Raw genomic sequence first — 26,469 nt, 5'->3', positions numbered from 1 at the left:
GACTGTGGCGCCCACGCTATACAGTGGTGGCCATGTCTGAACCTCAACTGACGATAGCCACAGTTAACGTCAACGGCATCCGCGCCGCCTGCAAAAAGCGTAACGACGACAACCTGGGAATGAACCATTGGCTGGAAAATACCTCGGCCGACGTCGTTCTCATGCAGGAAGTCCGCGCGACCCCGGAACAAACCGAAAAGGCATTAGCCCCCGCGCTGGAAGCCGGCTGGCACCTGGTGGTTGCCGATGCCGAAGCCAAGGGCCGCGCCGGGGTGGGAATTTTATCGCGCAGCCCGCTTGCCGACGTCCAGGTGGGCTTTGGCGACGCAAGCGCGTTTGCCACCGCTGGCCGCTGGATTGAGGGCACTGTTGACTCCAGTTTTGGTGACGTGCGCGTGGCCTCGCTGTATCTGCCGTCGGGCGCGCAGGGGACAGCCAAGCAAGATGAAAAATATGCCTTCTTGGACGAATTCGATTCGATCTTGCTGCAGCGCGCAGATGCACACGAGAACATGGTCATTGGCGGCGACTGGAATATTTGCCACCGCAGCCAAGATCTGAAAAACAACAAACCAAACGAAAAAGTGTCGGGCCACTTGCCCGAAGAACGCGCATTCTTTGATTCCGTCTTTGGTGCGTTTCCTGATGAAGCCCCGCAGGAAAAGAAATACCTCGGCGACTACCAGGGTGTTGTGGACTATGCAGCGAACACCCAGCGTGAGCCAGCCACGGATCCGCAGTGGTTTGACCTGGCCCGTCGCCTAAACCCAGATCCGGAACACGACGGCCCGTATACCTGGTGGACCTACCGTGGCCAGGCTTTCAACAATGATGCGGGGTGGCGTATCGATTACCAGGCTGCCACCCGCGCCATGCTGGAACGCGCACAACGGACGTGGGTAGAAAAAGCCCCGACCGTTGAGCAGCGTTGGTCCGATCACTCGCCTTTGCTGGTGGAATTTCACTAAGCTCGATTCTCATGTAAAGGACGTGCACCTATGACCGTGACGACGTTATTAACCGCGACGTATGTGGTTGGTATTTCTGCAGAGGCGATGACCGCGGCTTTGTCCGCAGGGCGCCAACGGCTGGATTTCTTTGCGGTCTCCTTGCTCGCCGCTATTACGGCTTTCGGTGGGGGAACCGTGCGTGACGTGTTGCTTGGGCATTACCCGCTGGTGTGGGTGGATAACCCGGTTTATTTGATCGTGGTGCTGGTAGCAGCGGCGGTGACGGTGTCGCTGTCGTTTTTCATGCACTATTTCCGGTCGCTGTTCCTGGCTCTCGACGCAGTGGGGCTGGCAGCGTTTACAGTGTTGGGTACCCAGGTGGCGTTGTCGGAAGGCCATGGGCCATTGATCGCTATCGTGGCCGCGATTTGCACCGGTGTTTTCGGCGGAATTTTGCGCGATATTCTAAGCGACCGTGTCCCGCTAGTATTCATGGGCGATTTGTATGCAGCCTGTGCACTGATCGGCTCGGTGACGTATATGGTCTTGGAACAATTAGGTGCCCCACCGGCCGTGGTGATTCCCGCAGGGCTGATCGTGACATTCGCGGTGCGCATGTGGGCAGTGAAATACAACAAGTCCATGCCAATTTTCGCGTATAACGACGAAAACCAGCCGGTGGATCCGCGCCTGCGCCTATCTGCGCAGTTTGTGCGTGAAACCGCGCGGAAAGCGAAATCGAAGGTTGCTAGGGGGATCAAGCCGGAGACGTCGAAGAAATCCGTGGACACTTCTAAGAACCCTGAAAATGAGCAGTCAAAATCGTCGGAAAGCGACTAAGCTGCTAGCATAAAAGAGACTTATTTTCTGATACTGACCGGAAAGAGAATTCAGTATGATTCGCGTTTTATCCTGGCTGATCATTGGCATTGCCATCCTGGCCGGCTCGATTGTCTGGTACATGAACGTACAGTTCTCCATGGCAGGGCTGGTCTCGGGTATCACCATGGGTGTCGGTGGCGCGTGCATCGTTGCTGCTTTCGCCACTGCGCTGGATCTGTATGATCCAACCTCGCGCAAGGTGTAGCCGACTACCTACAAGCTACCGTTAGCTTCGCGCCCTGCTGGCTGTACTCTGCGCCAGCAGGGTTTTTGCGTGCCAGAAACCACGTTAAGTGCAACGTAAACTGCCACTTTCAGTACTGAGTAAAGGATAAAAAGATGACCGCATCGGTACCTACTACAGACAAACCTCGTGTGCTGTCTGGCATTCAGCCAACCGCCGATTCGTACCACCTGGGAAACTACCTCGGAGCCCTGAAACAGTGGATCGAACTGCAGAATGACTTCGACGCGTTCTACTTCATCCCGGACATGCATGCGTTGACCGTGGAGCAGGACCCGAAGCAGCTACGCGAGCGCACCTACGCCGGTGTTGCACAGCTGATTGCGCTGGGGATTGATCCGGAGCGCTCCACGCTGTTCATCCAGTCGCATGTGCCAGAACACGCTGAGTTGAACTGGGTATTGCAGTGCCTGACCGGCTATGGCGAGGCCGCGCGCATGACACAGTTTAAGGACAAATCCGCCAAGCACGGCGAGGAGCGCACTTCGGTGGGCCTGTTTACCTACCCGATGCTCATGGCCGCCGATATTCTGCTCTATCACCCGCAGTATGTGCCGGTGGGCGAGGACCAGCGCCAGCATTTGGAGCTTACCCGTAACTTGGCAGAGCGGTTCAACACGCGCTTCGGCACAACGTTTGAGGTACCAGAGCCATTCATTCCCGAAGGTTCGGCCAAGATTTACGATCTGCAGGATCCGACGATCAAGATGTCCAAATCCACCCCGCACCCCAAGGGCCTGATCAACCTGCTGGATCCGCCAAAGACCTCCGCAAAGCGCCTGAAGTCCGCCGTGACTGATGACCGCGGCGTGATCGCCTTTGATCGTGAGCAGCAGCCGGGCGTTTCCAACTTGCTCACCATCCAGTCCGCGTTAACCAATACTCCTGTCGATGATCTGGTTGCTTCCTATGAAGGAAAGGGCTACGGCCACCTCAAGGTTGATACTGCGGATGCGCTGGAAGAATTCACAAACCCGTTGCGTGCTCGTTACGACGAACTCATGGATGATCGCGCACAGCTGGGCCAGATTCTTGCCGACGGCGCGGACCGTGCCCGGGATGTTGCCGCAGGGATGCTTGCCGACGTCTATGACAAGGTGGGTTTCCTGCCAGCGCAGCCGCGTTAGCTACGGATGCGTTAGAGTGAGGAAGCAACGCTCACAGAGAAAATCCAGGGCCGTGCAAGCCAGCGCCAATTACCAACTTAAAGGACACTGAAGTGGCAGCCACCACCACAAAGTCAGCTGAGAAAAACCAGGACAACTACGGCATCGAACGCGTGCGGGACGATGATCCTGGATTCGTCGAGAAGATGCGGCACAAGTCTGATTTTTTCGACCACATCATGCGCACCGTCGAGCGTTACGGTGCACAGGGTGGTAATCAGTTTGCCGCTGGTATTACGTATTTCTCGGTGTTGGCGGTTTTTCCGATTGCGATGTTGATCGTTGCGGCTGCCGCGCAGGTCTTGGCGGGTCGTCCGGAACTGTTCGCTAGTTTCCAGGATCAAATTACTGAGTCGCTGGAAGGCCAGATGGGCGAGATCGCCAACGAAATCCTGGAAGGCGCGGTGGAGCGCCGTGGTGCCGTGGCCGGAATTGGTGGTTTGACTGCGCTGTGGACCGGTCTGAACTGGATGCATAATCTGCGCGCCGGTATTTCCTCGATGTGGAACATGGATCCGAACGATGGCGCAAACTTCGTCGTCAAGAAGTTCAATGATTTGCTGGGCCTGATCGGTTTGATCCTGGCATTCGTCATTGCTTTCGGCATCACCGCTGTGGGTTCGTCTGGCATTGTCTTTACCGTTTTAGAGTGGCTGAATGTTGACGATGTCATGCCAGGGTTGAACTATATTCTGTTCTTCTCCGCGCTGTTCATTGGTATTCTGGCGAACTTCCTGGTCATGTGGTGGCTGGTGGTTATTCTGCCGCGTAAGAAGGTACCGAAGAAAGCCGGCTTCATTGGTGCATTGCTCGGTGCACTTGTTTTTGAAGTAATTAAGCAGCTGTTTACCGTGATCCTGTCTTCGGCCACAGGCAGCCCAACTGGCGCGATCTTCGGGCCGATCATCGCTTTGATGATTGTGTTGTATCTGATCTGGCGCGTGGTGCTCTACGTTTCTGCATTCACCGCCACCACCAAGCAGGCTCGTGCCACGGAAGAGGTTCCGGTTCCCGAACCAGCCGTGATTCGAGTGCGCCACGAGGTGAAAAAGCGCCCGTCGACCCGAACCCTGCTAGGCGCCGGTGCAGGCTTGGGTGCGGCTGGTGGTTGGGCGCTTCGCCGGATCTTTAAGGCGAAATAACCTGAGGTATAGCGCATCGCTGGGGTATTTGTCAGAATAGTTATCAGCGGCGTTGCCCCCAAAAAGGAGTTTTAACGCCTACGCAAGAAGAATCCCGCAATTGCCGCTATTCCGGCGCCAGCGGCGATGACAGCGAGTACCACAATCAAGATTGTCTTTTCGTGGGGTTCAGCATTCGTACCGGCATTGTCTGCGTCCGCGCTATCCGGTGATGTATCGTCAGAATTTTGCGGTGCCGGGCTAGCCCCTTGTGTCAGGGTGGGTTCGGTGTCCGCATCGGCGATTGGTTGCAATATGCCGATATTCGTGCCCGGTGCCACAGAGAATCCCGAGTGCAATAGTTTCTGCGCTTGCTCCCACGCGCGGGCCTTGTCGACGGTGGTATCGAGAATTACCGCCATCAATCGACGACCGTCACGGTTCAGTGCACCGACGAAGGTGTGGTTGGCATCGTCGGTGTAACCAGTTTTACCGCCCATGCCATCCGGGTCATTCATGAACAGGTGGTTGTCGTTCCACACTTCGAATCCCTCGTGCTCGTCGAATCCCGGGAATGCAATGAATTCAGTATTCACGATGCGGTCAAAAGTAGGGTTTTGGTAGGCCGCGCGATAAATCAACCCCAGGTCATACGCAGAAGCCGAGTTACCCGCCACGTCCAAGCCGGAATAGCTCGCGGCGTAGGTGTCCGTGGTGCCGAGATCGTCGGCAAGCTTATTGATTTTGCGCAGCGTCGCCTCGTCGCCACCAAGTTCCTGTGCCAGAGCGTGGGCGGCATCGTTACCCGATGCCAGCAACAAACCGTGTAATAACTGCTCGATGGTGTATTCGCCACCGGCGCCGATGCCTACTCGGGAGCCGACTTGATCGGCAGATTCCTGCGAGACGGTCACGGTCTTTTCCAGATCCAGCTCTTCAATGGCGACCAAAGCCAGCAATGCCTTGATGATCGAGGCCGGGCGGTAGCGCCCGTGGGGATCTTTCTGTGCGATGATCTCGCCGGAATCAATATCGGCAACCAACCAGGCCGAAGCCAAGACGGATTCGTCGACATGAAAACCCGGAGCAGTGCTGACCCCGCAATTTTGTTTTTCCAGCGGCGGCAATGGGGTAGGAGAGGGTTGACCGGGCGCGACAGCCTCAGAGGTCGTGCGAGCCTGCGGCGGGTGCACGCGGTTTGGGCACGAGCTGGTATCGGGTGCTTCCTCGCGGCTAAGTGGCTCCGGAGCTGCCGACTCGTCGCCCTCGCTTGGAGCTGGGCCTTCCAGCGGGGTGGGTTCTTCCTGCTGGGCGTGGATCAGCGGGGCCGCGGCAGCGTGTGGGGCAGCGGAGTTGAGTGTGCCGATGCCAAACGCGGTGGTTCCCGTGACCAAGCCAGTGGCAAGTACAGCCGCGCAGCAGGTCGATCCGTATCTCACAAGGGCGCGGCGGCCGGGTTTGCTCTCATTCATAACAGCCGATAAGTCTACTCCTTGTTATGGCAGCATTGCCTTTTTGTTTGGGCGGGGCGAAGAAACTCTGCGTGTGAAATTCGCGCGGTACCATCGTGGGCATGATTGAGACCCCTGCGATTAGCCCCGAGCACAAAAATTTTGCTTCCCAGTTGATCAGTGAGCTGCCGAAAGTCACGATCCTCGAGCAGTTGCCTACCCGCACCCAGGATGGTGCAGCGGTGACCACGCGCGAGGAGCTGGCCGCACACATCCAGTCCACCGTGCACAAATACCGCGACGACAACGTGGTGTACCTGGAATTACGTGTTGTGGTGGAGGATTTTTGCACCGACAACTTTGTGCTTGCCGACGCCTTCGCCACCGCTCTGGATGCCGTGGCGGTGGATGGAATCCGGGCGCGATTGCTGCCAGTTGCGCGCGCAGACAGCGATGCCGTCGCTGAGTTGGCGGAGCTTGTGCTGCATGCACAAGGTGACCCGAACCTGGCTGGTGTGGTGTTCCTGGTTTCTGGAACTACCCATGATGCCAAACCGGGCGCTGCTGGCTCGGCTTTGGCAGCCGCCTGTGCCAAGCTGCGGGAAAATTTTCTGCCGTTTGCCATCGATGGCGCTGCTGATATCGAATCCATCGGCGCAGCCGTGCGATTGGGGGCGCTGCGCCTGGGGCGTCCGTTGGCGTTGGTTGATGATTTTTCTGCCGATATGACCGGCATCGTGCCGGGAAAGATTTCTGGTTGGGTGCGTGATCGTGGCATTGCTGCAGAAATGACGCCATTATGGGATCTTGCCGACGACTCGTTGGGCGATGCAGCTGTTGGTGAGCTGCCGGATCATCCGCTTCCGCTGTTTCAGCAGCTTGGTTTTAGTTGCACGATTTCCGCCGGGGATGTGGCAGCCGGTAATTGCACCGATGTCATGAACGCGCTGACCGAAACTTTCGGTTATGGTCTGGAAGAATTCTTTGACCTCACGGCAAAGACAGTTGCGGCAAGTTTTTTGACTGAGCCGGAGCGTCAGCAGCTCATGGAGACCCAGATTTTGCCGCGCTATGAAAAACTGGCCGACGCGGAACTGCGCCAGCCAGATGATGCGGATGAGTCAGATGATATGGACGAGTCAGAGAAGAGCGATGCTGCCGTTGATTAGCAGGCTGATTAGAATTTCGCGAAGCGCTTAACCAGCATGTCTTCCAAGCCGCGCCATCCCTTCGAGTGGTCGGTGTACGGCTTGGATGGCACGTAGCCACTAGTTTGCTGCGAGCCCAGCATATAGCCCAGGTAATCCTGGAAGCGTGGGTTTGCCAGCATATAGGAGTTGATGGAATCATCGCCGGCCCAGTCGGCGGCGTCGGCAAGCAATTCGTAGCAGGCTGACATCTGTGGGATATCCACGGCTTCGGGGCCTTTTTCCATGTCCTCGGTAAGACCCTGGAAGCTGTAGGCGTTATCGCGGTGTACGGTCAGTTCGAGTTCACCAGCATTGGCGGCGGTGACGATGTCTTCCCAGGTAGCAACTTTTGCGAGATCGTGTTCGTCGTTTTCGATGATCCAGCGCAACAGTTGACGGCCGGTGGGGAAGGTGTTGATGGTGCCGAAACGCCCCAAAAAGATCGGCGCGCCGTCCAGATAGCAGCGCAATGTGTAGACGGATTTGCCGTCGATGGTGATTTTTATTGGGTCGATGCCTGCCGCCGCCCAGGCAGAAGAATCATACGGATCCGCAGCCTCGGCCTGACGTTTGCGTTCTTCTTCCCGCTCTGCGCGTTCTTTGTCTGCTTGTTCTTTCGATTGGGTGATGCGTTTTTCTGCATCGGCGATGGTGTCTTTATCCACGCTGTCGAAATCTTCGGTGACATCGACGATGCGCACGCTGTCTGCCAGGTTGGATTCGATCTTTTTCCAGTTTGTCAGTACCGCACGCCCTACTGATGACCACTCGGAAAGCCCATGGTCGCCGGAGTAGTGATCAGCGCCGCGTTGCACATTGCCGAGCACGGAGTGGGTGGAAAAGAAGATCATGGTGTCATCGTCGGCGCAGACATTTCCCAGCGCCTTGGTGATGGACAAGATCTTGGCCGAGGTTGCCACCGCGTCATAGGACGGACGGTCGGCCAAGTAGTGTGGCAGCCCAACGATGTCGTAGTGGTCGCGGTCTTCTGGGTGCGCGCGATATTCTGGAAGCTTCGCGAAATCCCCCCATTTCGGGTGCTCACGAAGGTCGTGCTTAGTGGTGTTTTCAAGATACACCAGCATTTCGGCCACTGTGGGAAAGACCAGGACGTTGTCGTCGTCGCCGAGAAAAGCTTCCCACTGTGAGCCGTTTTCTTTCCAGGTCGGAGCCCACAGGGTATAAAAATCACCGCTGCTCAGTGATAGAGAAACCGGGATGATCGCGCGATTATTCATGGGCACTAAGTTTAGCGAACGTGGTGGGGCAGTGTGCCGTCGTGGTGCTTGGGTGGTGCCGTCGGCCGGTAGACACGCTAGCTCGTCGGCCGGTAGACACGCTAGCTCGTCGGCCGGTAGAAACCATGAAAGTTCATATCCAGGTTGTTAGTGCGCAGTGGTGAGGTGGAAACCGGGCTGCCAGCCTCAATGAGTTCACCGTTTCCTGCGTACATGGCGACATGCCCGTCCCAGACAGCCAGGTCTCCTTCACGTAATTCACTGGCAGAAATCTGCTGGCCGACGGCTTGTTCATGCGCCAACCGTGGAATATCCACACCGGCTTGGCCCCAAGCCCACTGCGTAAACCCGGAGCAGTCAAAACCGACTCCGGGGGTGGTCCCGCCCCATTCATAGGGCGTGCCCAGTTGGCTGCGCGCGGCAGCCACGGCTTGGCGTCCAGCTTCAGCCCCAGCATCATCGCTCGGGGCTGGTGCGTCTACCGCTGCCGGTGCGAAAGCAGGATCAGAAGTGGTAGCTGATCCGGCATCGCCGGTAGGAACCGTGCTTGGCGGCGGGCCAGCAGTGGAGGTCGCTGCGGCGGCCTGGGTTGCAGCTGGTGCCTCGGTAAGCGCGAAAGGCTCGTCGGCAATGTTGTGCAGCCGACCCGCCAGGGTAGAAAGCGTTTCGTCTAACTCACCTGCAGCCGCTTCTGCTTGGGCAATATGCGTACGTGCCACCGCTTCAAGCTGCGCAATAGCAGAGGTGGCTGCACCCGGGGTTGGCTGTAAAGCAGAAAGCGCGACTGGCGCGGCCTGGTGCAGAAACGATTGTCCTATTCCGAATAGTTGTTCTGCGGTGGCGCTTATCGCCGCTTGTGCCTCAGCGGTGATCCCGGCGATCTGGTGATTGTGCCCATCAATCAGCGTTGCTGCAGCCTCGATATCGGCTGCGCTTGCCCCGCTGATCGCTGCCAATTCACCGGCGGCAGACACATCCGGCATAACGGGTACGGGATAATCACCCAACTGGGCAGGCACTAACTCGCTAATGCGGCTTACGGTTTCCACAACACTCATCAGCGCACCTCCTCAGCCGTCGGCACGGCGTCGGCAAGCGAATGGATCCCAGCTCTCGTGGCATTTTCTGCCAAGGAAGCATCGCGGACCATCGCAAAACCAGAATCAGCTGCGGCGGATAAACGTTGTGCTAACTGGCGTGACTGCATGGCGGTAACGGAGCTGGCACGTTGCATAGCAGAGAGGAATTCCTGGTGGCCAGCAGCATGAGCGGGCAGGGAGAGATCGACAGGTGGGGCGGCGGGTTCGCGCACATCTATGGCGGCGCGTTCTAGATCCTTCGCTAGTGCAGTGGCGTGGTCATAATCTAAAGCAAACGTCGTCATGGTCCATTAGACAGTGCAATCCGCAGAATGGTTCCGCGGGACCCCGAATATCACCGAACACCCCGAATATCACCGAGCACAGTCACCGGAACTACTTCGTCATGGCATAGCATGGGGGATATGGATATCACCGTGGTAGAACACCCCCTGGCCGCCGCACGCTTGAGCTTGTTGCGCGATCAACGTAGCGACAATGCCGCCTTCCGCGCTGCCCTGAAAGATCTCGGTTCCATGCTGGTTTATGAGGCCGCCCGCAATCTGGATGTCGACGAATTCGCCCTGGCCACCCCGGTCGCCGACACCACCGGTACGCGGCTGTCGAACCCACCGATTATTGTGCCGATCATCCGCGCCGGGTTGGGCATGGTGGACCCGGCCTTGGCGATGATCCCGGATGCGCAGGTCGGTTTTATCGGTATGGCCCGCGATGAGGAAACCCACGAGCCGGTGCCGTACCTGGAAGCGCTTCCCGACGATCTCAGCGACCGCACGGTTTTTCTCGTCGATCCCATGTTGGCCACCGGCGGCTCCCTGTTGCATTCGTTGCGCTTGTTGGCAGACCGCGGCGCGCGCGATATCACCGCGGTATGCATCGTTTCGGCGCAACCCGGTGTGCAGGCGCTGCAAGAGTCCGGGTTGCCGGTTCGCCTAGTGACCGCGGCGATTGATCCGGAACTCAACGACAACGCGTATATCGTTCCCGGGCTTGGCGACGCCGGCGACCGCTTGTATGGACCGCGCAATATCGACCTGTAAGCCCCTACCTCTAAACACCTACCTGTAAGCTAGGCCTCATTGCACATGATTTCGGGGGATTTCGGGGAGGATCTGCAATGGGGGAATACCACCGTTGGTATTGGGCGAGTTTTGGCCATGCACTGGCGAATAACCTGCGTGCGTTGCGGAAAATGCGTGGTCTTTCGCAGGCCAGGTTGGCGCAATTATCCGGGCTGTCGCGCACGGTGATCTCTAACTTGGAGCGCAATGAATCCGGCGCGAAAGCCTGCGATCCGCAGCTGTCCACCGTGTATAAACTGGCCCAGATTCTCTACGTCCCGCCTGGGGTGTTGCTGCCGCAAGCTGATGCGTTAATCGACGGGCCTTGTACCGCGAGCACGCCGCATCTGCGCAGGGTGTGGCCTGTTGACGAGGTTGATACCGCGCCGTTTAGTTCGGGTTATCTGACGCGTGCGCGGGCTAACGAGTTGCCGAAATTTGCTGGTTCCTAGAACCAGTGGGCAGACCAGCGTGCCGACGACACCGGCCTGTAGGCACAACCGCGTATAATCTGCACACGTGCCGTAATATACAGCTCAGAAAACTATGAGCGTGAAATAGCTGAAGAAAGGATCGGGTTAATGGACATTGCCTCGTTCGTTGCTGAGTGGATCGAGCACCACCACGACGAGGTGATCGGCTGGCGGCGTCACATTCACCGCAACCCGGACCTTTCGCACAAAGAGCACGCCACCACAGATTTCCTCTGTGGCGTATTAGAAGAATATGGCCTGCAGCCGCACCGCTTCCCAGAAACCGGTCTCTACGTGGATATCGGTGATGACCACGGAAAAAGGCGCTTGGGCTTCCGCGCCGATATTGACGCGCTGCCGATCCAAGAACTCACCGGTGCTGAATTTGCCTCGCAGATTGATGGAGTTTCGCATTCTTGTGGCCACGACATCCACACCACCGTCGCTTTGGGTTTGGCGTGCGCCCTAGGGCAGTTGACTAACGCCTATCCTGGTGCTTTGAGCTTCGGGGTACGCGTCATTTTCCAGCCCGCAGAAGAGGTCATGACGGGTGGTGCGGTCAATGTCATTGAGTGGGGTGCGCTGGCGGGCGTATCTGCTTTGTACGCGGTTCACGCTGAACCAAAACTAAAAGTCGGCCAAATCGGCATCCGCACCGGTGCTATCACCTCGGCCTCCGACGTCATTGAAATCGCGGTCTCTGGTACTGGCGGCCACACCTCACGCCCGCATCTCACCAGCGACGTCGTCTATGCGCTGGGTAAACTCGTGACCGAATTACCGGCGGTGCTGTCGCGCAGGGTTGATCCGCGCACCGGCACCGTCGTGGTTTTTGGCGCTATTCATGCCGGTTTTGCTCCGAACGCGATCCCGGAACAAGGCTCTGTGATGGGCACACTGCGGACCGCGGATATCACCGTGTGGCGGTGGCTGCGCCGGGAGCTATCGGAGATTATTGGCGAGATCCTGGCTCCGACGGGCGTCGATTACGTCGTCACGCATGATCAGGGAGTGCCACCAGTGCTCAACGATGAAGTGGCCACCTCGCTGCTGACAGAGGCAGTGACCAGTATTGATCCGCACGCTGCGGTGCAGGCGCCGCAGTCGTCGGGCGGCGAAGATTTCTCCTGGTACCTCGAACACGTGCCGGGCTCGATGGCGCGGTTGGGTTGTTGGTCGGGAACTGGCGAGATGCAGGATTTGCACCAAGGCAACTTCAACCCTGATGAGCGCTCGGTGTCCGTGGGAATCCGTCTGTTCGCAGGCATCGTTGCGCGTTACGAAGCCCAAGCACGTTAGAATAGGGAAAAGTGTAATCTTCGCCGCACAGTTTTGTGTGCCAAATCAGGTGTGCGGGCGTGTGGCGAGGAACTAATTATGACGAAACCCAAGACTGCACAAAATTTTTTGACGAGAGTGTAAGGAGCCCGCGTGTCTCACACCGCAAAGCGAATGGTCATCATAGGCGGCGGACCAGCCGGGTATGAAGCAGCCTCGGCGGCTACCAAATATGGGGCCAAAGTGACGTTGATCGATGATCTGGCTCCGGGCGGCAACTCGGTGCTATTGGACTGTGTTCCGTCGAAATCATTTATCGCCGGCGCGAATATTAAAACCGACTTGCGCCGTGCCGACGACATGGGCCTGAACGAAGGCATCGGTGAAACCAATCTGTCGGTGAAAGCCCTGAACGAGCGTGTGCAGGTGCTGGCCAATGAGCAGTCTGCCGATATTGCTGAAGGCCTGGAAGAACTGGGCGTTCGCGTGATTAACGGCCGCGCCAGCTTCGAAGAAATGGTTTCTGGTGTCACCCACTTGGTTACCGCGACCCATAAGGAAGACGGCCGCGAAGAACTTATCCCGTGTGACCTGGTGCTTTTGGCTACCGGTGCTAGTCCAAGGATCCTTCCGGGCGCGCAGCCGGATGGTGAACGCATTTTGACCTGGCAGCAGATTTATAACTTGGAGGAGCTGCCAGAACACCTCATCGTGGTCGGTTCCGGTGTTACCGGTGCTGAGTTCGTCTCCGCGTTTTCTGAGCTGGACGTCAAGGTCACGATGGTTGCCTCCCGGGACCGCATTTTGCCGCATGACGACGCCGACGCCGCCGATACTCTGGAGGAGGTTCTGGCAGAACGCGGTGTGGAGCTGGAAAAGCACGCGCGTGTTTCCGAGATCAAGCGCACCGACGGTGAGGGCGGGGAAGGCGTGGTCGTTATTACCGACGACGGCCGCGAAATCCACGGCTCGCACGCGCTGCTGTCGATCGGTTCCATCCCGAATACTTCCAATATGGGCCTGGAACGCCTCGGCGTAGAGATGGAAAAATCCGGACACATCATGGTGGATCGCGTTTCGCGCACCAACGTGCCCAACGTTTATGCTGCTGGTGACTGCTCGAACTTGTTCCCACTAGCGTCGGTGGCCGCCATGCAGGGGCGCATTGCGGCATATCACGCGCTGGGCGAAGGCGTTTCTCCGCTGCGTTTGAAAACCGTGGCTACTGCGGTGTTCACCCGCCCAGAAATTGCCGCTGTGGGTGTGACAGAAAAAGAAATCGAAGACGGGGAAGTGCTGGCCCGCAAGTTCAAACTGCCGCTGCACACCAATCCACGCGCGAAGATGCGTTCGCTGCGCCACGGTTTCGTCAAGATCTTCTGCCGTGGGCAGTCGGACTTGGTCATTGGTGGCGTCGTCGTCGCCCCGCACGCCTCGGAATTGATTTTGCCGATCGCTGTTGCAGTGGCGAATAACCTCACCGTGACGGATTTGGCTGATTCGTTTGCCGTGTACCCATCGCTGTCTGGTTCGATTACCGAGGCCGCTCGTCGCCTGATTGCGCCAGATACGCTGACCTAAAGCCGAATTCGGTAGCGCCAGATTCCGCAATATCTGTCGAGTTATCACCCCACCCGCCGTCACCCACGGCGGGTTTAGTATATTGAGACCTAGATTACCCAGGCGCCTGTGTGCCGTATGCCTACATACGAGGGTGCCGGTTGGGTGATTTCTCTCGTGTATATCCGAAAGGAAGTTGACGTGGCACAGTCAGGCTTGCCAGCCTTCAACAAAGTTCTGGTCGCTAACCGCGGTGAGATTGCCGTTCGCGCATTCCGCGCCGCTTTCGAAACCGGGGCGCGTACCGTCGCGGTGTATCCGAAAGAGGACCGCAACTCGTTCCACCGCGCTTTTGCTGATGAGGCAGTGCGCATTGGTGCTGAGGCCCAGCCGGTCAAGGCTTATCTGGACGTCGACGAAATCATCCGTGCTGCCAAAAAATCGGGCGCGGATGCTGTCTACCCGGGTTATGGTTTCCTCTCTGAGCGCGCGGATTTGGCGCGGAAGTGTGCAGAAAACGGCATTAAGTTCATCGGCCCTACTGAGGACACTTTGCACCTGACTGGTGACAAGTCCGCCGCTGTGCATGCTGCGGAAGAGGCTGGCTTGCCGACGCTGAAAGACTCCAAGCCGTCGTCGGACGTCGACACGCTGGTGGAGTATTCTTCGGAGTTTGAATACCCGCTGTTCGTTAAGGCCGTGGCCGGTGGTGGCGGACGCGGTATGCGCTTTGTGAAAAGCGAGAAAGAGCTGCGCACCAAGATCGCTGAGGCCTCCCGTGAGGCCGAAGCCGCTTTCGGTGATGCCAGTGTCTACCTGGAAACCGCGGTGATTAAACCACAGCACATTGAGGTGCAGGTGCTGGCGGATTCGCAGGGCAACGTCGTCCACCTTTATGAGCGTGACTGCTCGCTGCAGCGCCGCCACCAGAAAGTCGTCGAAATTGCCCCGGCACAATTCCTGGATGCCGAGCTGCGCGAAAAGATCTGCGCCGATGCGGTGCGTTTTTGTGAGCACATTAATTACGAGGGTGCGGGTACCGTCGAGTTTCTTGTCGACGAAAACGGCAAGCACGTCTTCATCGAGATGAACCCACGTGTGCAGGTCGAACACACCGTCACTGAGGAAGTGACCTCGGTAGACATCGTGAAATCGCAGATGCACATTGCCGCTGGCGCTACCCTGGAGCAGCTCGGTCTCACCCAAGATTCCATCACACTCTCCGGTGCCGCGCTGCAGTGCCGCATTACCACTGAGGATCCTGCCAACGGCTTCCGCCCAGATACCGGCACGGTCTCGTCGTATCGTTCGCCGGGTGGTGCGGGTGTGCGTCTCGACGGTGCTACCTCTGTTGGCGCAGAAATCACCCCGAACTTCGACTCGCTGCTGGTGAAGATGACCTGCCGCGGAGCGGATTTCCAGATCGCGGTTGCTCGCGCGCAGCGGGCACTGAACGAATTCACCGTTACCGGTGTGTCCACGAATATCGGCTTCCTCCGCGCCCTGCTACGGGAACCGGAATTCGCCAATGAGCGCATCAACACCGGCTTCATCGCGGATCACCCGCACTTGCTGGAAGCCCCACCGGCTGACGATGAGCCAGGCCGCATCCTGGAATACATCGCGGATATGACCGTGAACAAGCCACACGGCGAGCGCCCCACCGCTTTGCGCGCCTTTGACAAACTGCCGAAGACGCTGGCACCGGAGATCCCGAAGGGTTCGCGTGACCGTCTGCTAGAGCTTGGGCCAGAAGGCTTCGCGAAGTCCATTCGTGAGCAAGATGCGCTGGCGGTCACCGACACCACTTTCCGCGACGCGCACCAATCGTTGCTGGCTACACGCGTGCGTACCTCCACGCTGTTCGCCGCGGCCCAGCACGTCGCACGCATGACACCGGACCTGTATTCCGTGGAAGCCTGGGGTGGCGCTACGTACGACGTTTCCATGCGCTTCTTGCACGAAGACCCGTGGCAGCGCCTGGATCTGCTGCGTAAAGAAATGCCGAACATCAACCTGCAGATGCTGTTGCGTGGTCGCAACACGGTGGGTTATACCCCGTACCCAGATGCCGTCGCCAAGGCTTTCGTGCAGGAGGCTTCTGATTCCGGTATTGACATCTTCCGTATCTTTGATGCGTTGAATGATGTTTCGCAGATGCGCCCGGCTATCGACGCTGTGCTGGAGACTAACAAGTCGGTCGCTGAGGTTGCCATGGCGTATTCGGGTGATATGACCTCGCCGAAAGAAAACATTTACACCCTGGATTACTACCTGCGCCTAGCAGAAGAAATCGTGAAATCTGGTGCACATGTTCTGGCGATCAAAGACATGGCTGGTCTGTTGCGCCCTGCCGCTGCCACCAAGTTGATTACTGAGCTACGCAAGAACTTTGACTTGCCGGTGCACGTGCACACCCACGACACCGCGGGCGGTCAGCTGGCTACCTACCTGGCAGCAGCCAATGCGGGTGCTGATGCCGTCGATGGTGCATCGGCACCATTGGCTGGCACCACCTCGCAGCCGTCGTTGTCGGCGATTGTGGCAGCCTTTGAAAACACCGAGCGTGACACCGGACTGGATCTGCAGGCTGTGGGGGATCTGGAGCCGTACTGGGAGGCCGTACGGCAGGTCTACGCCCCATTTGAGTCTGGTATTCCAGGGCCGACCGGTCGCGTGTACAAGCACGAAATCCCGGGCGGCCAGCTGTCGAACCTGCGTACCCAGGCCAGCGCGCTGGGCTTGGCCGATCGTTTCGAGCTGATCGAAGACACCTATGCCGCCGTGAACGAAATGCTGGGTCGCCCAACCAAGGTCACCCCGTCGTCCAAGGTGGTCGGTGACCTCGCGCTGCACCTGGTGGGTGCGAATGTATCCCCGGAGGATTTCGCCGCTGATCCGCAGAAATACGACATCCCGGATTCAGTCATCGCCTTCTTGCGCGGTGAGTTGGGTACCCCACCTGCCGGGTGGCCAGAATTGAAGGACAAGGCGCTGGCGGGCCGCTCCGAATCTAAGCCAGCTTTGACCGAGGTTCCGGAAGAAGAAGAAAAAGCGCTTGCCGACGACGACAAGTGGGTGCGCCGCGGCGGCCTGGATCGTTTGCTGTTCCCGAAGCAGGTGGAAGAATTCGCCGAGTTCAAACGCCGCTTCGGCGATACGTCCGCGTTGGATGATCGCGTGTTCTTCTACGGCTTGGTGGAAGGCGAAGAAACCGTGTTGCACTTCGCCCCGGATGAGACCGGCTTTACCCCGCCATCCATGGTGGTGCGCCTGGATGCTGTCGGTGATCCGGATGAAAAGGGCATCTGTAACGTCGTGATGAACGTCAACGGCCAGATCCGCCCGATCAAGGTCCGCGACAACTCCGTGGAATCATCCGTGGCGTCCGTGGAAAAGGCTGATAAGTCTAACCCAGGGCATGTGGCCGCACCATTCGCTGGTGTTGTGAACCCAACTGCTCAGGTCGGCGACAAGGTTTCTGCTGGCGACGAGGTGGCGATCATCGAAGCGATGAAGATGGAGGCCCAAATTTCTGCCACCGTCGATGGCACCATTGAACGGGTTGCGATGGGCCAGGCCACCAGCGTGGAGGGTGGAGACTTGATCGTCGTGATCAAGGAAGACTAGTGCGCGACTAGACTAGCCAGTCTCTGTCCAGCTAGTCTGCGTCCACTTCGAAGTACTCGGCGATATCGTCGAGTACTTCGTTTGCTCCATAAATGCCGACGGCGCTCATCCAAATGGTGTCGTCGACATCGTGGATCTCACCTTGCAGTTGGTTCCAGAGCGGATTGCGCTGGAACTCTTCTTGTGTCTTTGCGGCTTCGCCATCGTTGTCGCCATACGCGCTGGTAAAGATGTAGTCTGCATCCGCTTTGGCGATTTCTTCTGCGGAAATTTCGGTGCTGAACCCAGTGCCGGTGGAAGCGTCATTTCGTGCGAAGCCGAGATCGGCAAAGATCACCCCGATATAGCTGTCGTCTTTATAGATCCGAGTTGGCCCATCGACGAATCGCACGGACGTCACGCTAGGGTTTTTCCCGAGCTTTTCGCGTACGCGATCACCGATGCGCGCAGCACGCTCTTCGTAGTCGGTGATGAGCTCGTCGGCTTTTTCGGATTTATCCGCTACTTCACCTACCAGGCGCAAGCTGTCTTTCCAGCCATGGCCTCCAGAATCAGAAAAAACCGTCGGCGCGATGCTGCTCATCCGTTCGTAGAGATCTTCATGCCGGACTTTCGACGACAAGATCGCGTCGGGTTTCAGCGCAGCGACTTTCTCTAATGACGGGTCACTAAGTTCACCAACCGAGACCGCGTCACCTGCATATTTCTCGCCATCATCTCCGAAATAAGCAGGGATTTCGCTGCCTCCTTGGAGCTCGGTGAAGCCAACGACGTGCAAGCCCAGAGCGATAGCTGGGTCCAATACCGTGCGGTCGAGTGCTGCGACGGTGGTAATTTCTTCGCCCAGCTCCGTCGTTCCCATTGCGTGCGAAATTGTCCGTGTAGCAGACGATTCTGCAGGTTTGAGTGTGTTGTCTGCAGTGCCGGTGGTTGCATTCTGGCTGGAGTGCGCAGAATCATCGGCTGGTGCGGTACATGCAGTCAGTAGCCCCAAGCTGCAGGCGACTGCGAGGAATGCGCTTCTGGCCTTCCGGCTATGAAATGGGCTGCCGAGCGATTGCCTGCTTATCGACGTTGGGTGTGGGGAGAATTGCCTGTGGGGAAGTGGTGAGGAAACTGCTGCTGCTTCGGGCAGTGGGGATGCTGGCACTGTGGCTGTACCTCCTGGTCGCAAAACTGAAGTGCAGACCAAAAACGCCGAACTAGCGTACGGTGTTGCTAGTCTACCCTTATTACGGCCAATAGGTTAGCATAGCCAAAGTTATAAGTTATTGTGAAGCTGGGTTATGAAACGGTGGTGATGATGTGGAGACGATGAAATAGCCACGGAGCCGTGGCGGGTTAAATCCCGCTCAACGTGCAGACCGGCCCCGCTAGACTCCCACAACGCCCCCGCTAAACGCGTGGAGTCGCGAACCACTTGATCATCGTGGAATCCGTCTTGTATTCGAATCCGAATTTCTCGTAGCGGGCACGCGCACGTGGGTTGTCCTTATCCACGAACAAAGAGATACCTGGGGCGCCTTGTGTGCGCGCTAGTTCCACACCGGCTTCCAAGAGGCGGGTGCCCAACCCGAGGCCGGCATAGCGGCGTTCCACAGCGATCACGAGCTCCGGAACCTCTGGGTAGCCCACCCAGCCAGAGCCAGGGTTGTTGGACTTCCAGTAGCGCAGGAACAAACCGCCAGCTGGTACCGCGTGGCTCGATATCGCGATGACACCACCCTGGGTGTATGGGTCCCACTGGTTGACGTATTTGTGGTGGTCAGCAGACTCGCTTTCGGGAAGATCCCGGCTCTCGTCACCGAAAACGTCGGCAAGATAGTGCAGGCGAGACAGGTAAGTGCGATCGTCGTTGGTGGCAGGGCGCAGGGTAATTGTTGTGTCGTTAGGCATAGCTACTCATGATAGTCGAATTGTATTGCTTCCGAACTGTTTTGTCGCCAGAACTAGCCAAACAACTACTTCAGCTCCAGCATGACATCGCCTTTGCCAATCTGGCCACCTTCGGAGATATTCAGGCCGGTAACCGTGCCAGATTTGTGCGCCTTGACTGGGTTTTCCATTTTCATGGCCTCGAGAACGACGATGACATCACCTTCTGAGACTTCCTGGCCTTCTTCCACAGCGACTTTAATGACGGTGCCCTGCATCGGCGCTGTGACTGCATCGCCCGAGACAGCGGATTTGGAACTGCCCCCGCGGCGCTTTTTTGCCTTCTTCTTCGGCGCCTCGCCGCCTCCGCCGATGGTAAGCGATCCTGGCAATGCCACCTCGATGCGACGCCCATCGATCTCGACGACGTATTTCTGCGGTGGCAGGTCCGGCTCGGCGTCTGGCTCCACGTGCTCGCCGGAAAATGCCGGCAGGTCGTTGGTCCATTCCTCTTCGATCCATTTGGTGTAGACCGTAAAGCCCTCGGCATCGGCGGCGGCAAATGCCGGATCGTCGATGATGGCGCGGTGGAAGGGGATGACCGTCGGCATGCCGTCAACCACAAACTCATCCAAGGCGCGGCGTGAGCGAGCCAGTGCCTCGTCACGGTTTTCTGCGTGCACGATGAGCTTCGCCAGCATGGAGTCGAATTGACCACCGATCACCGTGCCTTGCCGCACGCCGGAATCCACGCGGATGCCAGGGCCAGCTGGCTCGGAGTAGGTAGCGACGGTACCGGGGGCAGGCATGAAGTTCGCGCCTGGGTCCTCGCCGTTGATACGGAACTCGAAAGCGTGGCCCACCGGCTGTGGATCTTCGGTAAAGCGTAATTTTTGGCCCTCGGCGATGCGGAACTGCTCGCGCACCAGGTCGATGCCGGTGGTGACTTCGGTGACTGGGTGCTCTACCTGCAAACGGGTATTGACCTCCAGGAAGGAGATCAGCCCATCAGAGCCAACTAGGAATTCGACGGTACCGGCGCCGTAGTATCCGGCTTCGCGGCAAATGCGCTTGGAGGATTCGTGGATCTCTGCACGCTGCTTATCAGTCAAAAATGGGGCAGGGGCTTCTTCCACCAGTTTTTGGAAACGGCGCTGCAGCGAACAGTCACGCGTGCCGACGACAATGACGTTGCCGTGCTGGTCTGCCAGCACCTGGGCTTCGACGTGGCGGGCGCGGTCCAAGTAGCGTTCGACGAAGCATTCGCCGCGGCCGAAAGCAGCGGTGGCCTCGCGGGTGGCGGATTCAAAGAGCTCGGCGACTTCCTCGCGCTCGTAGGCAACTTTCATACCGCGGCCACCGCCACCAAAAGCCGCTTTAATCGCGATCGGCAAGCCGTGCTCGTCGGCAAACGCTTCTACCTCTGTGGCATCGGCGACTGGGTCCTTGGTGCCCGGGGCCATGGGCGCATCGGCTTTTTCTGCAATGTGGCGAGCAGTGACTTTATCGCCTAAGTCCGCGATAGCGTCAGGTGATGGGCCAATCCAAATAAAACCAGCGTCGATGACTGCGCGGGCGAAATCCGCGTTTTCTGACAAGAAACCGTAGCCGGGGTGGATGGCGTCGGCGCCGGATTTTTTCGCAGCATCGAGCACTTTATCGAAGTCCAAGTAGGATTCTGCAGACGTGGAACCACCCAAGGCGAAAGCTTCGTCGGCAAGCCCAACGAATGGGGCGTTGGCATCAGGTTCCGCATAGACCGCCACGGAACCAATTCCGGCGTCTTTGGCGGCGCGGATGATACGTACCGCGATTTCGCCGCGGTTGGCGATCAATACCTTGGTGATTTTCGTCTGTTCAGCCACGTTGGCCCTCCATAGCGCTTAATAAAAAATCGTTCTACGTTTTACGTTCCACGTTCCGCGTGCCAGGTACCGCAATGCGTGATTTCGTCAGCGTGTGGTTTCTGGAACGCGTGATTTCGTCTCAGTCTATTCTTACACACCAAAACATGAGAAAACCATCAGGTTTTGGTTCGTATCCCAAAATGATGCCGCAATTTGTGCGAAATGACAATTCCCAGCACTGCATACGCAGCCAGATATGTACGCAGCCGGTTACGTGCTTTGCCCGGTTACGTAAGCAGCCCAGTTACGACGTGCCCGTGCCTTGGTCGATGGGCATGCCGACCATATTTCCCCACTCGGACCAGCCGCCGTCGTAAATGCGGGTTTTGTCATGACCAAGCAAAAACCGACCGACGAACCAGACCAGCGCCGCACGGGCGCCTACCTGCGAATACACCACGCTGTCCTCCGCAGGCCACAGCTGATCCAATTCCGCGCGCGAACGGAACATCCCAGCCGGTGTCATCAGCGATTTCCACGGCAGATGGATCGCACCAGGCACATGGCCTTGCCTGCGGGTAGTAACCGCGCCCGGGCCCGAACCCAATTCCCGCTCGGCAGCGTCCTGCTGGTGTGGCAGCCCAGAAAACTCCGCGGCGGAGCGCACGTCCACGGCGGTCAAGGCGTCGTCGTCGGCAAGTTCATCGACGAAAGCACGCACACCGGCATCATTTCTTTCGCACACCGGGTAATTAGACGGATGCATGACCAGTGCTGGGGTGAGTGAGGTATCGCGTTCTTCTTGCATCCAGCCTTCACGCCCGCCATCCAAAATCCGGGTATCCGGGTGGCCGAAAAGCTCAAAAACCCACAGCGCGAAACACGCCCACCGGTTGCCGCGGTCGCCATAAAACACCACCGTGTCCTCGCGGGAAATGCCCAACCGGGACAGCAGTGCGGCAAACCCCTCGCCGTCAATAACATCGAGCGTGGCGGGATCAACGAGTTCTTCCGGATTGATCCGCAGCGCAGAGGGCAAATGCCCGATGTTATACAGCACGGAATCTTCATTACACTCAATGACGTGTAATCCTTTGACTCCTAACCGCGCGGATAACCACGACGCAGACACCAGCCGTCCTGGGTCCGCATAGTCCCGAAACGACGGATGGTTATCGAAAGCAACAGCCACGGGTCAGCCTTTCAAGTGGTGGAAAGTATACTCTACAAATCTTATCGAAAACTCTCTAGGCAAGGAGCAACCATGCGTCGCGACATCCACGAGGCGGTCGTCATTTTCGAAATCGAAGGCGGCAACGACAAAACCATTCACGGCAACCGGGTCGATACCAAGCCCATCGTTGAGGCGCTGCAGGCTGCGGGCTGGCACGCGGAAGTTGTGGTGTACCGCCCGGAATGGACGGACAAGATTTTCGACTACGTCGCCGGTTCCTTTGACGCTTATATTTCGCGGGTTAACCCGGGCAATATCCCCGGCGGTGAGGACGGATATTTTGCATTGCTGGAAAGGCTTGCCGACGCCGGGCTGGCCGCGTTTTCCCGCCCCGCAGAAATGCTCGCTTATGGTGCCAAGGACGCGCTGGTCAAGCTCAATGACACCGATCTGGTGCCTGCCGATACCGCGGCCTACTATGACGTAGCCAGCTTCCGCTCTGCGTTTCCGGTGTCGTTGGCCCGCGGCGAGCGCGTGCTCAAACAAAACCGTGGTTCGACCGGTGAAGGTATTTGGCGTGTGCAGCTGGCAGATGAATCCGCGCGACCGGAACCAGGTGCGCCTATCCCATCTGATGCGCTGGTCACGTGCACCGAAGCCGTGGATAACCATACGGAAACTCACACGTTGGATGAGTTCATGACACAGTGTGAGGATTACCTGGACGGCGATAATGGCATGCTGGTAGACATGCGGTTTTTGCCGCGCATTGTGGAAGGCGAAATCAGGATTCTTCTGGTCGGCGATATGCCGGTGTCTGTGATCCACAAAAAACCGGCGGCCGGTGGAAATAATTTCTCCGCGACGCTATTTTCTGGGGCGCAGTACACCCATGACACCCCGGATGCGTGGCCGCATTTGTTGGACGTATTCGAACGGTTCCGCCCGGTGATCGCCGAACGCCTCGGCGGCGAGTTGGGCGGTGCCATGCCGCTGTTGTGGACGGCCGATTTCATTCTTGCCGGTGGTGCTGAGGGCGCAGAGGGCGCTGAGGGCGCGGATAACACCCGTGATGCCTATGTGCTTGGCGAGATCAACTGCTCGTGCGTCGGCTTTAGTTCTCAGCTGGAATCTGGAATCCAAGAAAAAATTGCCGCGGAAGTGATCTCGCGGGTACAGGCTCGGGCTTAGCCCAGGAGCTTGTCGACGCTGCCTGGGTCCGCATCCGAGAGCATCTGGCGGCAACGATCGTATTCGGCGTCGTCGCCGATGGCTTTCGAAGCGAGTGCCAACGCGGCGATTGCGCGCAGCACACCCTGGTTGGGCTCGTGGGAAAACGGAACCGGGCCCCAGCCCTTCCACCCGTTGGCACGCAGACGATCGAGGCCGCGGTGGTAGCCGGTGCGCGCACAAGAATAAGCGATGAGTTTTGTTTCATTGCGCGATAAGCCCTCCGCGGTGGACTGTGAGGCCCACAGCGAAGACACGGATTCGGCTTCGCTCGTACTGAGCATCTTCAGCGTTTCTTCGGCGCGAAACGCCCACACCAGAGGGCTTTCCGGGAATTTCAGGGCGGTATCTGCAGATTGCAGATCCTGGCCCTGGGCCGGATCGGCGGGCAGTTTCAGCGGTTCTGGGGCAAGCATGTCTTTCATTTCCATGCCCCATAGACTACTGGAGAATTGTGCACCTCACTGTGCGGTTATTCGTGCAGCGTGGTTAGGCGTGCAGCGTGGTTAATCGTGTAGCTTGTTCCAGAAATCGGAGACGTCAAAGCCGAAGTGATACAGCGCGCGGCGCACCACGGGTAACGACAGCCCAATGACCGACGACGGATCGCCGTCAATTCGGTCAATGAACCAGCCGCCCAGAGCTTCTAAGGTGAATGCGCCGGCGCATTTCCACGGCTCACCGGTAGCGGCATAGGCTGCAATATCGGCTGTGCTCGCTTGGGCGAAATCGATGCCGGTGGTAGCAGCTTCCGTATAGACCTGCCCTGCGACAATCAGGCAGTGACCGGTCAGTAGCTCGGCGTGGCGCCCAGCTTGTGCCTGCCAGCGTTCCACAGTGGCTGCTTCAGTATGCGGTTTGCCCTGCAACTCGCCGTCGAGAAGCAGCATGGAGTCACCACCAATGACGACATCATCGGGATAATCGTGCGCGATCGCTTCGGCTTTTGCCTGCGCTAAGGCGGCGACGATCTCGGTGGGGGAAGACTTAGCCAGCCCAGCTTGGATCGCGGCTTCGTCCACATCGGCGGGCGCGATGAGTGGCTCCACGCCTGCGGAACGCAAAATCCCAGCGCGCGACGGTGACTGGGAAGCCAGCACAATGCGGGGTCGGTGTGAGTTAGTCGTCACAGTACTCACTAATCAAAGTGCACATTCCGGTAGGCCGAAGGGTTGTACACGGGGCGTCCGCCGAGGTTTCGCCCAGTGCCCCAGCGGTTGCGTGGAGCGTGCACACCGGCGGCTTCGGCGCGGGCGCGGGCATGTAATTGCGCGACGACGACGGTCAACGCGGTTAATTCACCCTTGCTCGGGTCGCCGTTAACGACAGAATACGATTCCACAGCGTTGATTATTCCTTCCAGCGTGATGGGATGCTGTTATCTACAGTGTGATTATCTACAGCGCGATATTGCCGTGTTTTTTCTGCTGCGTCATGACCACTTTGCGGCCCAGCATGCGCAGGGCTTCGACCAAGTGACCGCGGGTTTCATTTGGCGGGATGACGGCATCGACGTATCCGCGCTCCGCAGCGGCATAGGGGTGGATGAATTTTTCTTCCATTTCCGCGGCCTTGTCTTCTGTAGCGTCAGCACCAAAAATGCCGCGGGCGGTTTCTTCGGCCTCTGCTACCGCGATCTGGGCCGTTGGCCAGGCATAGACTAGATCAGCGCCGAGATCCTTCGAGCCCATGAAAACATAGGCGGAGCCGAAGGCTTTCCGCAGGATGACGGTGATTTTCGGAACCGTGGCTTCGGCATATGCATAAGCCAGCTTTGCGCCTCGGCGCAACAAGCCGGAGCGTTCTTCAGCGTCGCTGTGCACAAAATCTGCCGCGTCCACGAATTCAATGATGGGCGTGTTGAAGGCATCGCAAGTGCGGATAAAACGCGCGGCCTTTTCCGCTGCCTGCGAGCTCAGCGCACCTGACTGGTGTGCGGACTGGTTGGCGACGATACCCACGGCTCGTCCTTCAATGTGGGCGAAGGCGGTGACGATATTCGGTGCGTATTCGTGCTGCAACTCAAAGATACCGTCGTCAGTGACAATATTGAGCACGTCGCGGACATCATAGGCAGCGTGGGCATCGTCCGGGATGAGCTCATCCAACTGATAATCAGTATCAGTGACGTTGTCTTGGACCGAGCCGACCTGGATTTCCGCTTCGGTGCGCAGGGCTTCTGCCATGTTGTTGACAGGCAAAAAGCCAATGACAGTGCGTGCGGTTTCTAACGCCGCAGCGTCGGACTCTGCACGCAAGTGGCAGGTGCCGGATTCGGTGGCGTGGATTTCTGCGCTTCCCAACGCTTGGGCATCCAGCCGGGTTCCGGTGGCATGGGCAATAGCTTCCTGGCTTGCGTGGTGCAAGCTGGCTTCGCCGTCGACCATAATGACGATATCCGAAAATGCTGGGGTGAAAGCATGCAAACCGGTGGTCTGGCCGGTCACCACAGAAATTTGCGGAACGACACCAGATGCCTTCGTCATGTGCGCCAAAATCTTGGAATACATCGACAAGGTGACGATGCCCTCGGCCAACCGCGGGCCGATGCCTTCGTGGATTGCGACGATTGGTTGGCCGGTTTTGGTGGCCAGCTCATAAATCTTGCAGATCTTTTCACCGTAGACTTCACCCAGCTGCCCGGAAAAGACCGTGTTGTCTTGCGAGTATACGCAGACCCGACGGCCGCCGATGGTTCCGTAACCAGTGACTACACCGTCGGTGAGCGGCTTGTTGTGCTCGAGATCGAAATCACTAATCCGGTGCCGCGCGAGAGCATCGGTTTCGACGAAGGAATCAGCATCAAGTAGCTGCTCTGCACGCTCGCGCGCGGTGAGCTGACCGGCCTCGTGACGCTTGTCGACGGCCTCAGCTCCAACGGGCTGCGCTGCGTTTTTTAGGCGCTGGGCAAGGTCGGCGAGCTTGCCTGCGGTGGTAGTCATATCCGGTTGGGAAGCAGTCATAAGTGTCTAGTTTAGAGAACGGGTACCAAACCAGGA

Annotated in this window: 24 protein-coding genes; 12 read left to right on the top strand and 12 right to left on the bottom strand. The window is 58.0% G+C overall.

All coding sequences use genetic code 11. From position 1 onward, the window contains the following. The first annotated feature begins 32 nt into the window (after positions 1-32). From ACP8MI_RS08330 to ACP8MI_RS08310, 5 genes are all read left to right on the top strand, one after another. Positions 33-968: an exodeoxyribonuclease III gene (locus ACP8MI_RS08330; protein ID WP_018121423.1), complete on the top strand. Its 936-nt coding sequence runs from the start codon at positions 33-35 to the stop codon at positions 966-968. Positions 969-998: 30 nt separating this feature from the next. Continuing rightward, a complete protein-coding gene (locus ACP8MI_RS08325) occupies positions 999-1,790 on the top strand; it encodes a trimeric intracellular cation channel family protein (protein WP_018121424.1) in 792 nt (263 codons plus the stop codon). A gap of 55 nt (positions 1,791-1,845) precedes the next feature. Continuing rightward, positions 1,846-2,037 carry a hypothetical protein gene (locus ACP8MI_RS08320; protein ID WP_018121425.1) on the top strand — a complete coding sequence of 64 codons (192 nt, stop codon included), beginning with the start codon at positions 1,846-1,848 and terminating at the stop codon, positions 2,035-2,037. A gap of 134 nt (positions 2,038-2,171) precedes the next feature. Then, a complete protein-coding gene (trpS, locus tag ACP8MI_RS08315; RefSeq protein ID WP_018121426.1) occupies positions 2,172-3,203 on the top strand; it encodes a tryptophan--tRNA ligase in 1,032 nt (343 codons plus the stop codon). 92 nt (positions 3,204-3,295) lie between these two features. Continuing rightward, positions 3,296-4,384 (top strand): YhjD/YihY/BrkB family envelope integrity protein, encoded by a 1,089-nt coding sequence (locus tag ACP8MI_RS08310; RefSeq protein WP_018121427.1) that lies wholly within the window; start codon positions 3,296-3,298, stop codon positions 4,382-4,384. A 71-nt stretch (positions 4,385-4,455) separates the two neighbouring features. Here ACP8MI_RS08310 and ACP8MI_RS08305 read toward each other — a convergent pair whose 3' ends face one another. After that, positions 4,456-5,835: a D-alanyl-D-alanine carboxypeptidase family protein gene (locus tag ACP8MI_RS08305; RefSeq protein ID WP_144737052.1), complete on the bottom strand. Its 1,380-nt coding sequence runs from the start codon at positions 5,833-5,835 to the stop codon at positions 4,456-4,458. 101 nt (positions 5,836-5,936) lie between these two features. Between ACP8MI_RS08305 and ACP8MI_RS08300 the strand changes: the two genes are divergently transcribed. Next, a complete protein-coding gene (locus tag ACP8MI_RS08300; RefSeq protein ID WP_490290658.1) occupies positions 5,937-6,983 on the top strand; it encodes an amidohydrolase family protein in 1,047 nt (348 codons plus the stop codon). An 8-nt stretch (positions 6,984-6,991) separates the two neighbouring features. On the opposite strand, the gene ACP8MI_RS08295 is transcribed toward ACP8MI_RS08300, so the two are convergent. From ACP8MI_RS08295 to ACP8MI_RS08285, 3 genes are all read right to left on the bottom strand, one after another. Then, a complete protein-coding gene (locus ACP8MI_RS08295) occupies positions 6,992-8,242 on the bottom strand; it encodes a hypothetical protein (protein ID WP_018121430.1) in 1,251 nt (416 codons plus the stop codon). A 101-nt stretch (positions 8,243-8,343) separates the two neighbouring features. Beyond that, a complete protein-coding gene (locus ACP8MI_RS08290) occupies positions 8,344-9,300 on the bottom strand; it encodes a C40 family peptidase (RefSeq protein ID WP_490290657.1) in 957 nt (318 codons plus the stop codon). Continuing rightward, positions 9,300-9,626, bottom strand: a complete 327-nt coding sequence (locus ACP8MI_RS08285) for a hypothetical protein (RefSeq protein ID WP_018121432.1) — start codon at positions 9,624-9,626, stop codon at positions 9,300-9,302. The genes ACP8MI_RS08290 and ACP8MI_RS08285 overlap by 1 nt, the downstream gene beginning before the upstream one ends. 120 nt (positions 9,627-9,746) lie before the next feature. Between ACP8MI_RS08285 and upp the strand changes: the two genes are divergently transcribed. From upp to ACP8MI_RS08260, 5 genes are all read left to right on the top strand, one after another. Further along, positions 9,747-10,382: a uracil phosphoribosyltransferase gene (upp, locus tag ACP8MI_RS08280; protein WP_049150217.1), complete on the top strand. Its 636-nt coding sequence runs from the start codon at positions 9,747-9,749 to the stop codon at positions 10,380-10,382. A gap of 77 nt (positions 10,383-10,459) precedes the next feature. Then, on the top strand, positions 10,460-10,855 hold the full coding sequence (locus tag ACP8MI_RS08275; RefSeq protein ID WP_144737047.1) for a helix-turn-helix domain-containing protein: 396 nt from the start codon (positions 10,460-10,462) through the stop codon (positions 10,853-10,855). 129 nt (positions 10,856-10,984) lie between these two features. Further along, entirely contained in the window at positions 10,985-12,175 is a 1,191-nt protein-coding gene (locus tag ACP8MI_RS08270; RefSeq protein ID WP_144737045.1) for an amidohydrolase, read from the top strand. A 153-nt stretch (positions 12,176-12,328) separates the two neighbouring features. Further along, positions 12,329-13,735, top strand: coding sequence for an NAD(P)H-quinone dehydrogenase (locus tag ACP8MI_RS08265; protein ID WP_018121436.1), 1,407 nt, complete (start codon positions 12,329-12,331; stop codon positions 13,733-13,735). 180 nt (positions 13,736-13,915) lie between these two features. Continuing rightward, a complete protein-coding gene (locus ACP8MI_RS08260; protein ID WP_144737142.1) occupies positions 13,916-17,344 on the top strand; it encodes a pyruvate carboxylase in 3,429 nt (1,142 codons plus the stop codon). A gap of 31 nt (positions 17,345-17,375) precedes the next feature. Here ACP8MI_RS08260 and ACP8MI_RS08255 read toward each other — a convergent pair whose 3' ends face one another. The 4 genes from ACP8MI_RS08255 to ACP8MI_RS08240 all read right to left on the bottom strand — a co-directional run bounded on the left by ACP8MI_RS08255 (position 17,376) and on the right by ACP8MI_RS08240 (position 22,258). After that, on the bottom strand, positions 17,376-18,494 hold the full coding sequence (locus ACP8MI_RS08255; RefSeq protein WP_249606001.1) for an ABC transporter substrate-binding protein: 1,119 nt from the start codon (positions 18,492-18,494) through the stop codon (positions 17,376-17,378). Between the two features lie 245 nt (positions 18,495-18,739). After that, the gene (locus ACP8MI_RS08250) at positions 18,740-19,240 is read right to left on the bottom strand and encodes a GNAT family N-acetyltransferase (RefSeq protein ID WP_018121439.1); all 501 of its coding nucleotides are present in this window, start codon (positions 19,238-19,240) and stop codon (positions 18,740-18,742) included. 65 nt (positions 19,241-19,305) lie between these two features. After that, positions 19,306-21,084: an acetyl/propionyl/methylcrotonyl-CoA carboxylase subunit alpha gene (locus tag ACP8MI_RS08245; RefSeq protein WP_249606000.1), complete on the bottom strand. Its 1,779-nt coding sequence runs from the start codon at positions 21,082-21,084 to the stop codon at positions 19,306-19,308. Positions 21,085-21,370: 286 nt separating this feature from the next. Beyond that, positions 21,371-22,258 (bottom strand): sulfurtransferase, encoded by an 888-nt coding sequence (locus ACP8MI_RS08240; RefSeq protein WP_018121441.1) that lies wholly within the window; start codon positions 22,256-22,258, stop codon positions 21,371-21,373. Between the two features lie 84 nt (positions 22,259-22,342). On the opposite strand from ACP8MI_RS08240, the gene ACP8MI_RS08235 reads away from it, so the two are divergent. Then, positions 22,343-23,431, top strand: coding sequence for a Cj0069 family protein (locus ACP8MI_RS08235; protein ID WP_026168055.1), 1,089 nt, complete (start codon positions 22,343-22,345; stop codon positions 23,429-23,431). On the opposite strand, the gene ACP8MI_RS08230 is transcribed toward ACP8MI_RS08235, so the two are convergent. The 4 genes from ACP8MI_RS08230 to ACP8MI_RS08215 form a co-directional block, all read right to left on the bottom strand. Beyond that, complete coding sequence (locus ACP8MI_RS08230; RefSeq protein ID WP_018121443.1) at positions 23,428-23,901, bottom strand: DUF3151 domain-containing protein; 474 nt, start codon at positions 23,899-23,901, stop codon at positions 23,428-23,430. The genes ACP8MI_RS08235 and ACP8MI_RS08230 overlap by 4 nt on opposite strands. Before the next feature lie 75 nt (positions 23,902-23,976). Then, on the bottom strand, positions 23,977-24,600 hold the full coding sequence (locus ACP8MI_RS08225) for a Maf family protein (protein ID WP_249606552.1): 624 nt from the start codon (positions 24,598-24,600) through the stop codon (positions 23,977-23,979). Positions 24,601-24,608: 8 nt separating this feature from the next. Then, positions 24,609-24,812 carry an acyl-CoA carboxylase subunit epsilon gene (locus tag ACP8MI_RS08220; protein ID WP_249605999.1) on the bottom strand — a complete coding sequence of 68 codons (204 nt, stop codon included), beginning with the start codon at positions 24,810-24,812 and terminating at the stop codon, positions 24,609-24,611. A gap of 55 nt (positions 24,813-24,867) precedes the next feature. Further along, positions 24,868-26,433 carry an acyl-CoA carboxylase subunit beta gene (locus tag ACP8MI_RS08215; protein WP_239211576.1) on the bottom strand — a complete coding sequence of 522 codons (1,566 nt, stop codon included), beginning with the start codon at positions 26,431-26,433 and terminating at the stop codon, positions 24,868-24,870. Positions 26,434-26,469 lie beyond the last annotated feature (36 nt).

The organism is Corynebacterium sp. LaCa_70, assembly GCF_058182015.1.
Note: the sequence above shows the minus strand (reverse complement) of the source record. Positions and strands in the feature narration are given on the sequence as shown.

What these genes read in the sequence shown, in the direction of transcription:
- ACP8MI_RS08300 (WP_490290658.1), top strand. Translation starts at nt 5,937, where the DNA reads ATGATTGAGACCCCTGCGATTAGCCCCGAGCACAAAAATTTTGCTTCC.
- ACP8MI_RS08305 (WP_144737052.1), bottom strand. Translation starts at nt 5,835, where the DNA reads ATGAATGAGAGCAAACCCGGCCGCCGCGCCCTTGTGAGATACGGATCG.
- ACP8MI_RS08330 (WP_018121423.1), top strand. Translation starts at nt 33, where the DNA reads ATGTCTGAACCTCAACTGACGATAGCCACAGTTAACGTCAACGGCATC.
- ACP8MI_RS08285 (WP_018121432.1), bottom strand. Translation starts at nt 9,626, where the DNA reads ATGACGACGTTTGCTTTAGATTATGACCACGCCACTGCACTAGCGAAG.
- ACP8MI_RS08215 (WP_239211576.1), bottom strand. Translation starts at nt 26,433, where the DNA reads ATGACTGCTTCCCAACCGGATATGACTACCACCGCAGGCAAGCTCGCC.
- ACP8MI_RS08275 (WP_144737047.1), top strand. Translation starts at nt 10,460, where the DNA reads ATGGGGGAATACCACCGTTGGTATTGGGCGAGTTTTGGCCATGCACTG.
- ACP8MI_RS08230 (WP_018121443.1), bottom strand. Translation starts at nt 23,901, where the DNA reads ATGGAAATGAAAGACATGCTTGCCCCAGAACCGCTGAAACTGCCCGCC.
- ACP8MI_RS08295 (WP_018121430.1), bottom strand. Translation starts at nt 8,242, where the DNA reads ATGAATAATCGCGCGATCATCCCGGTTTCTCTATCACTGAGCAGCGGT.
- ACP8MI_RS08265 (WP_018121436.1), top strand. Translation starts at nt 12,329, where the DNA reads ATGGTCATCATAGGCGGCGGACCAGCCGGGTATGAAGCAGCCTCGGCG.
- ACP8MI_RS08320 (WP_018121425.1), top strand. Translation starts at nt 1,846, where the DNA reads ATGATTCGCGTTTTATCCTGGCTGATCATTGGCATTGCCATCCTGGCC.
- ACP8MI_RS08290 (WP_490290657.1), bottom strand. Translation starts at nt 9,300, where the DNA reads ATGAGTGTTGTGGAAACCGTAAGCCGCATTAGCGAGTTAGTGCCTGCC.
- ACP8MI_RS08250 (WP_018121439.1), bottom strand. Translation starts at nt 19,240, where the DNA reads ATGCCTAACGACACAACAATTACCCTGCGCCCTGCCACCAACGACGAT.
- upp (WP_049150217.1), top strand. Translation starts at nt 9,747, where the DNA reads ATGGATATCACCGTGGTAGAACACCCCCTGGCCGCCGCACGCTTGAGC.
- trpS (WP_018121426.1), top strand. Translation starts at nt 2,172, where the DNA reads ATGACCGCATCGGTACCTACTACAGACAAACCTCGTGTGCTGTCTGGC.
- ACP8MI_RS08325 (WP_018121424.1), top strand. Translation starts at nt 999, where the DNA reads ATGACCGTGACGACGTTATTAACCGCGACGTATGTGGTTGGTATTTCT.
- ACP8MI_RS08270 (WP_144737045.1), top strand. Translation starts at nt 10,985, where the DNA reads ATGGACATTGCCTCGTTCGTTGCTGAGTGGATCGAGCACCACCACGAC.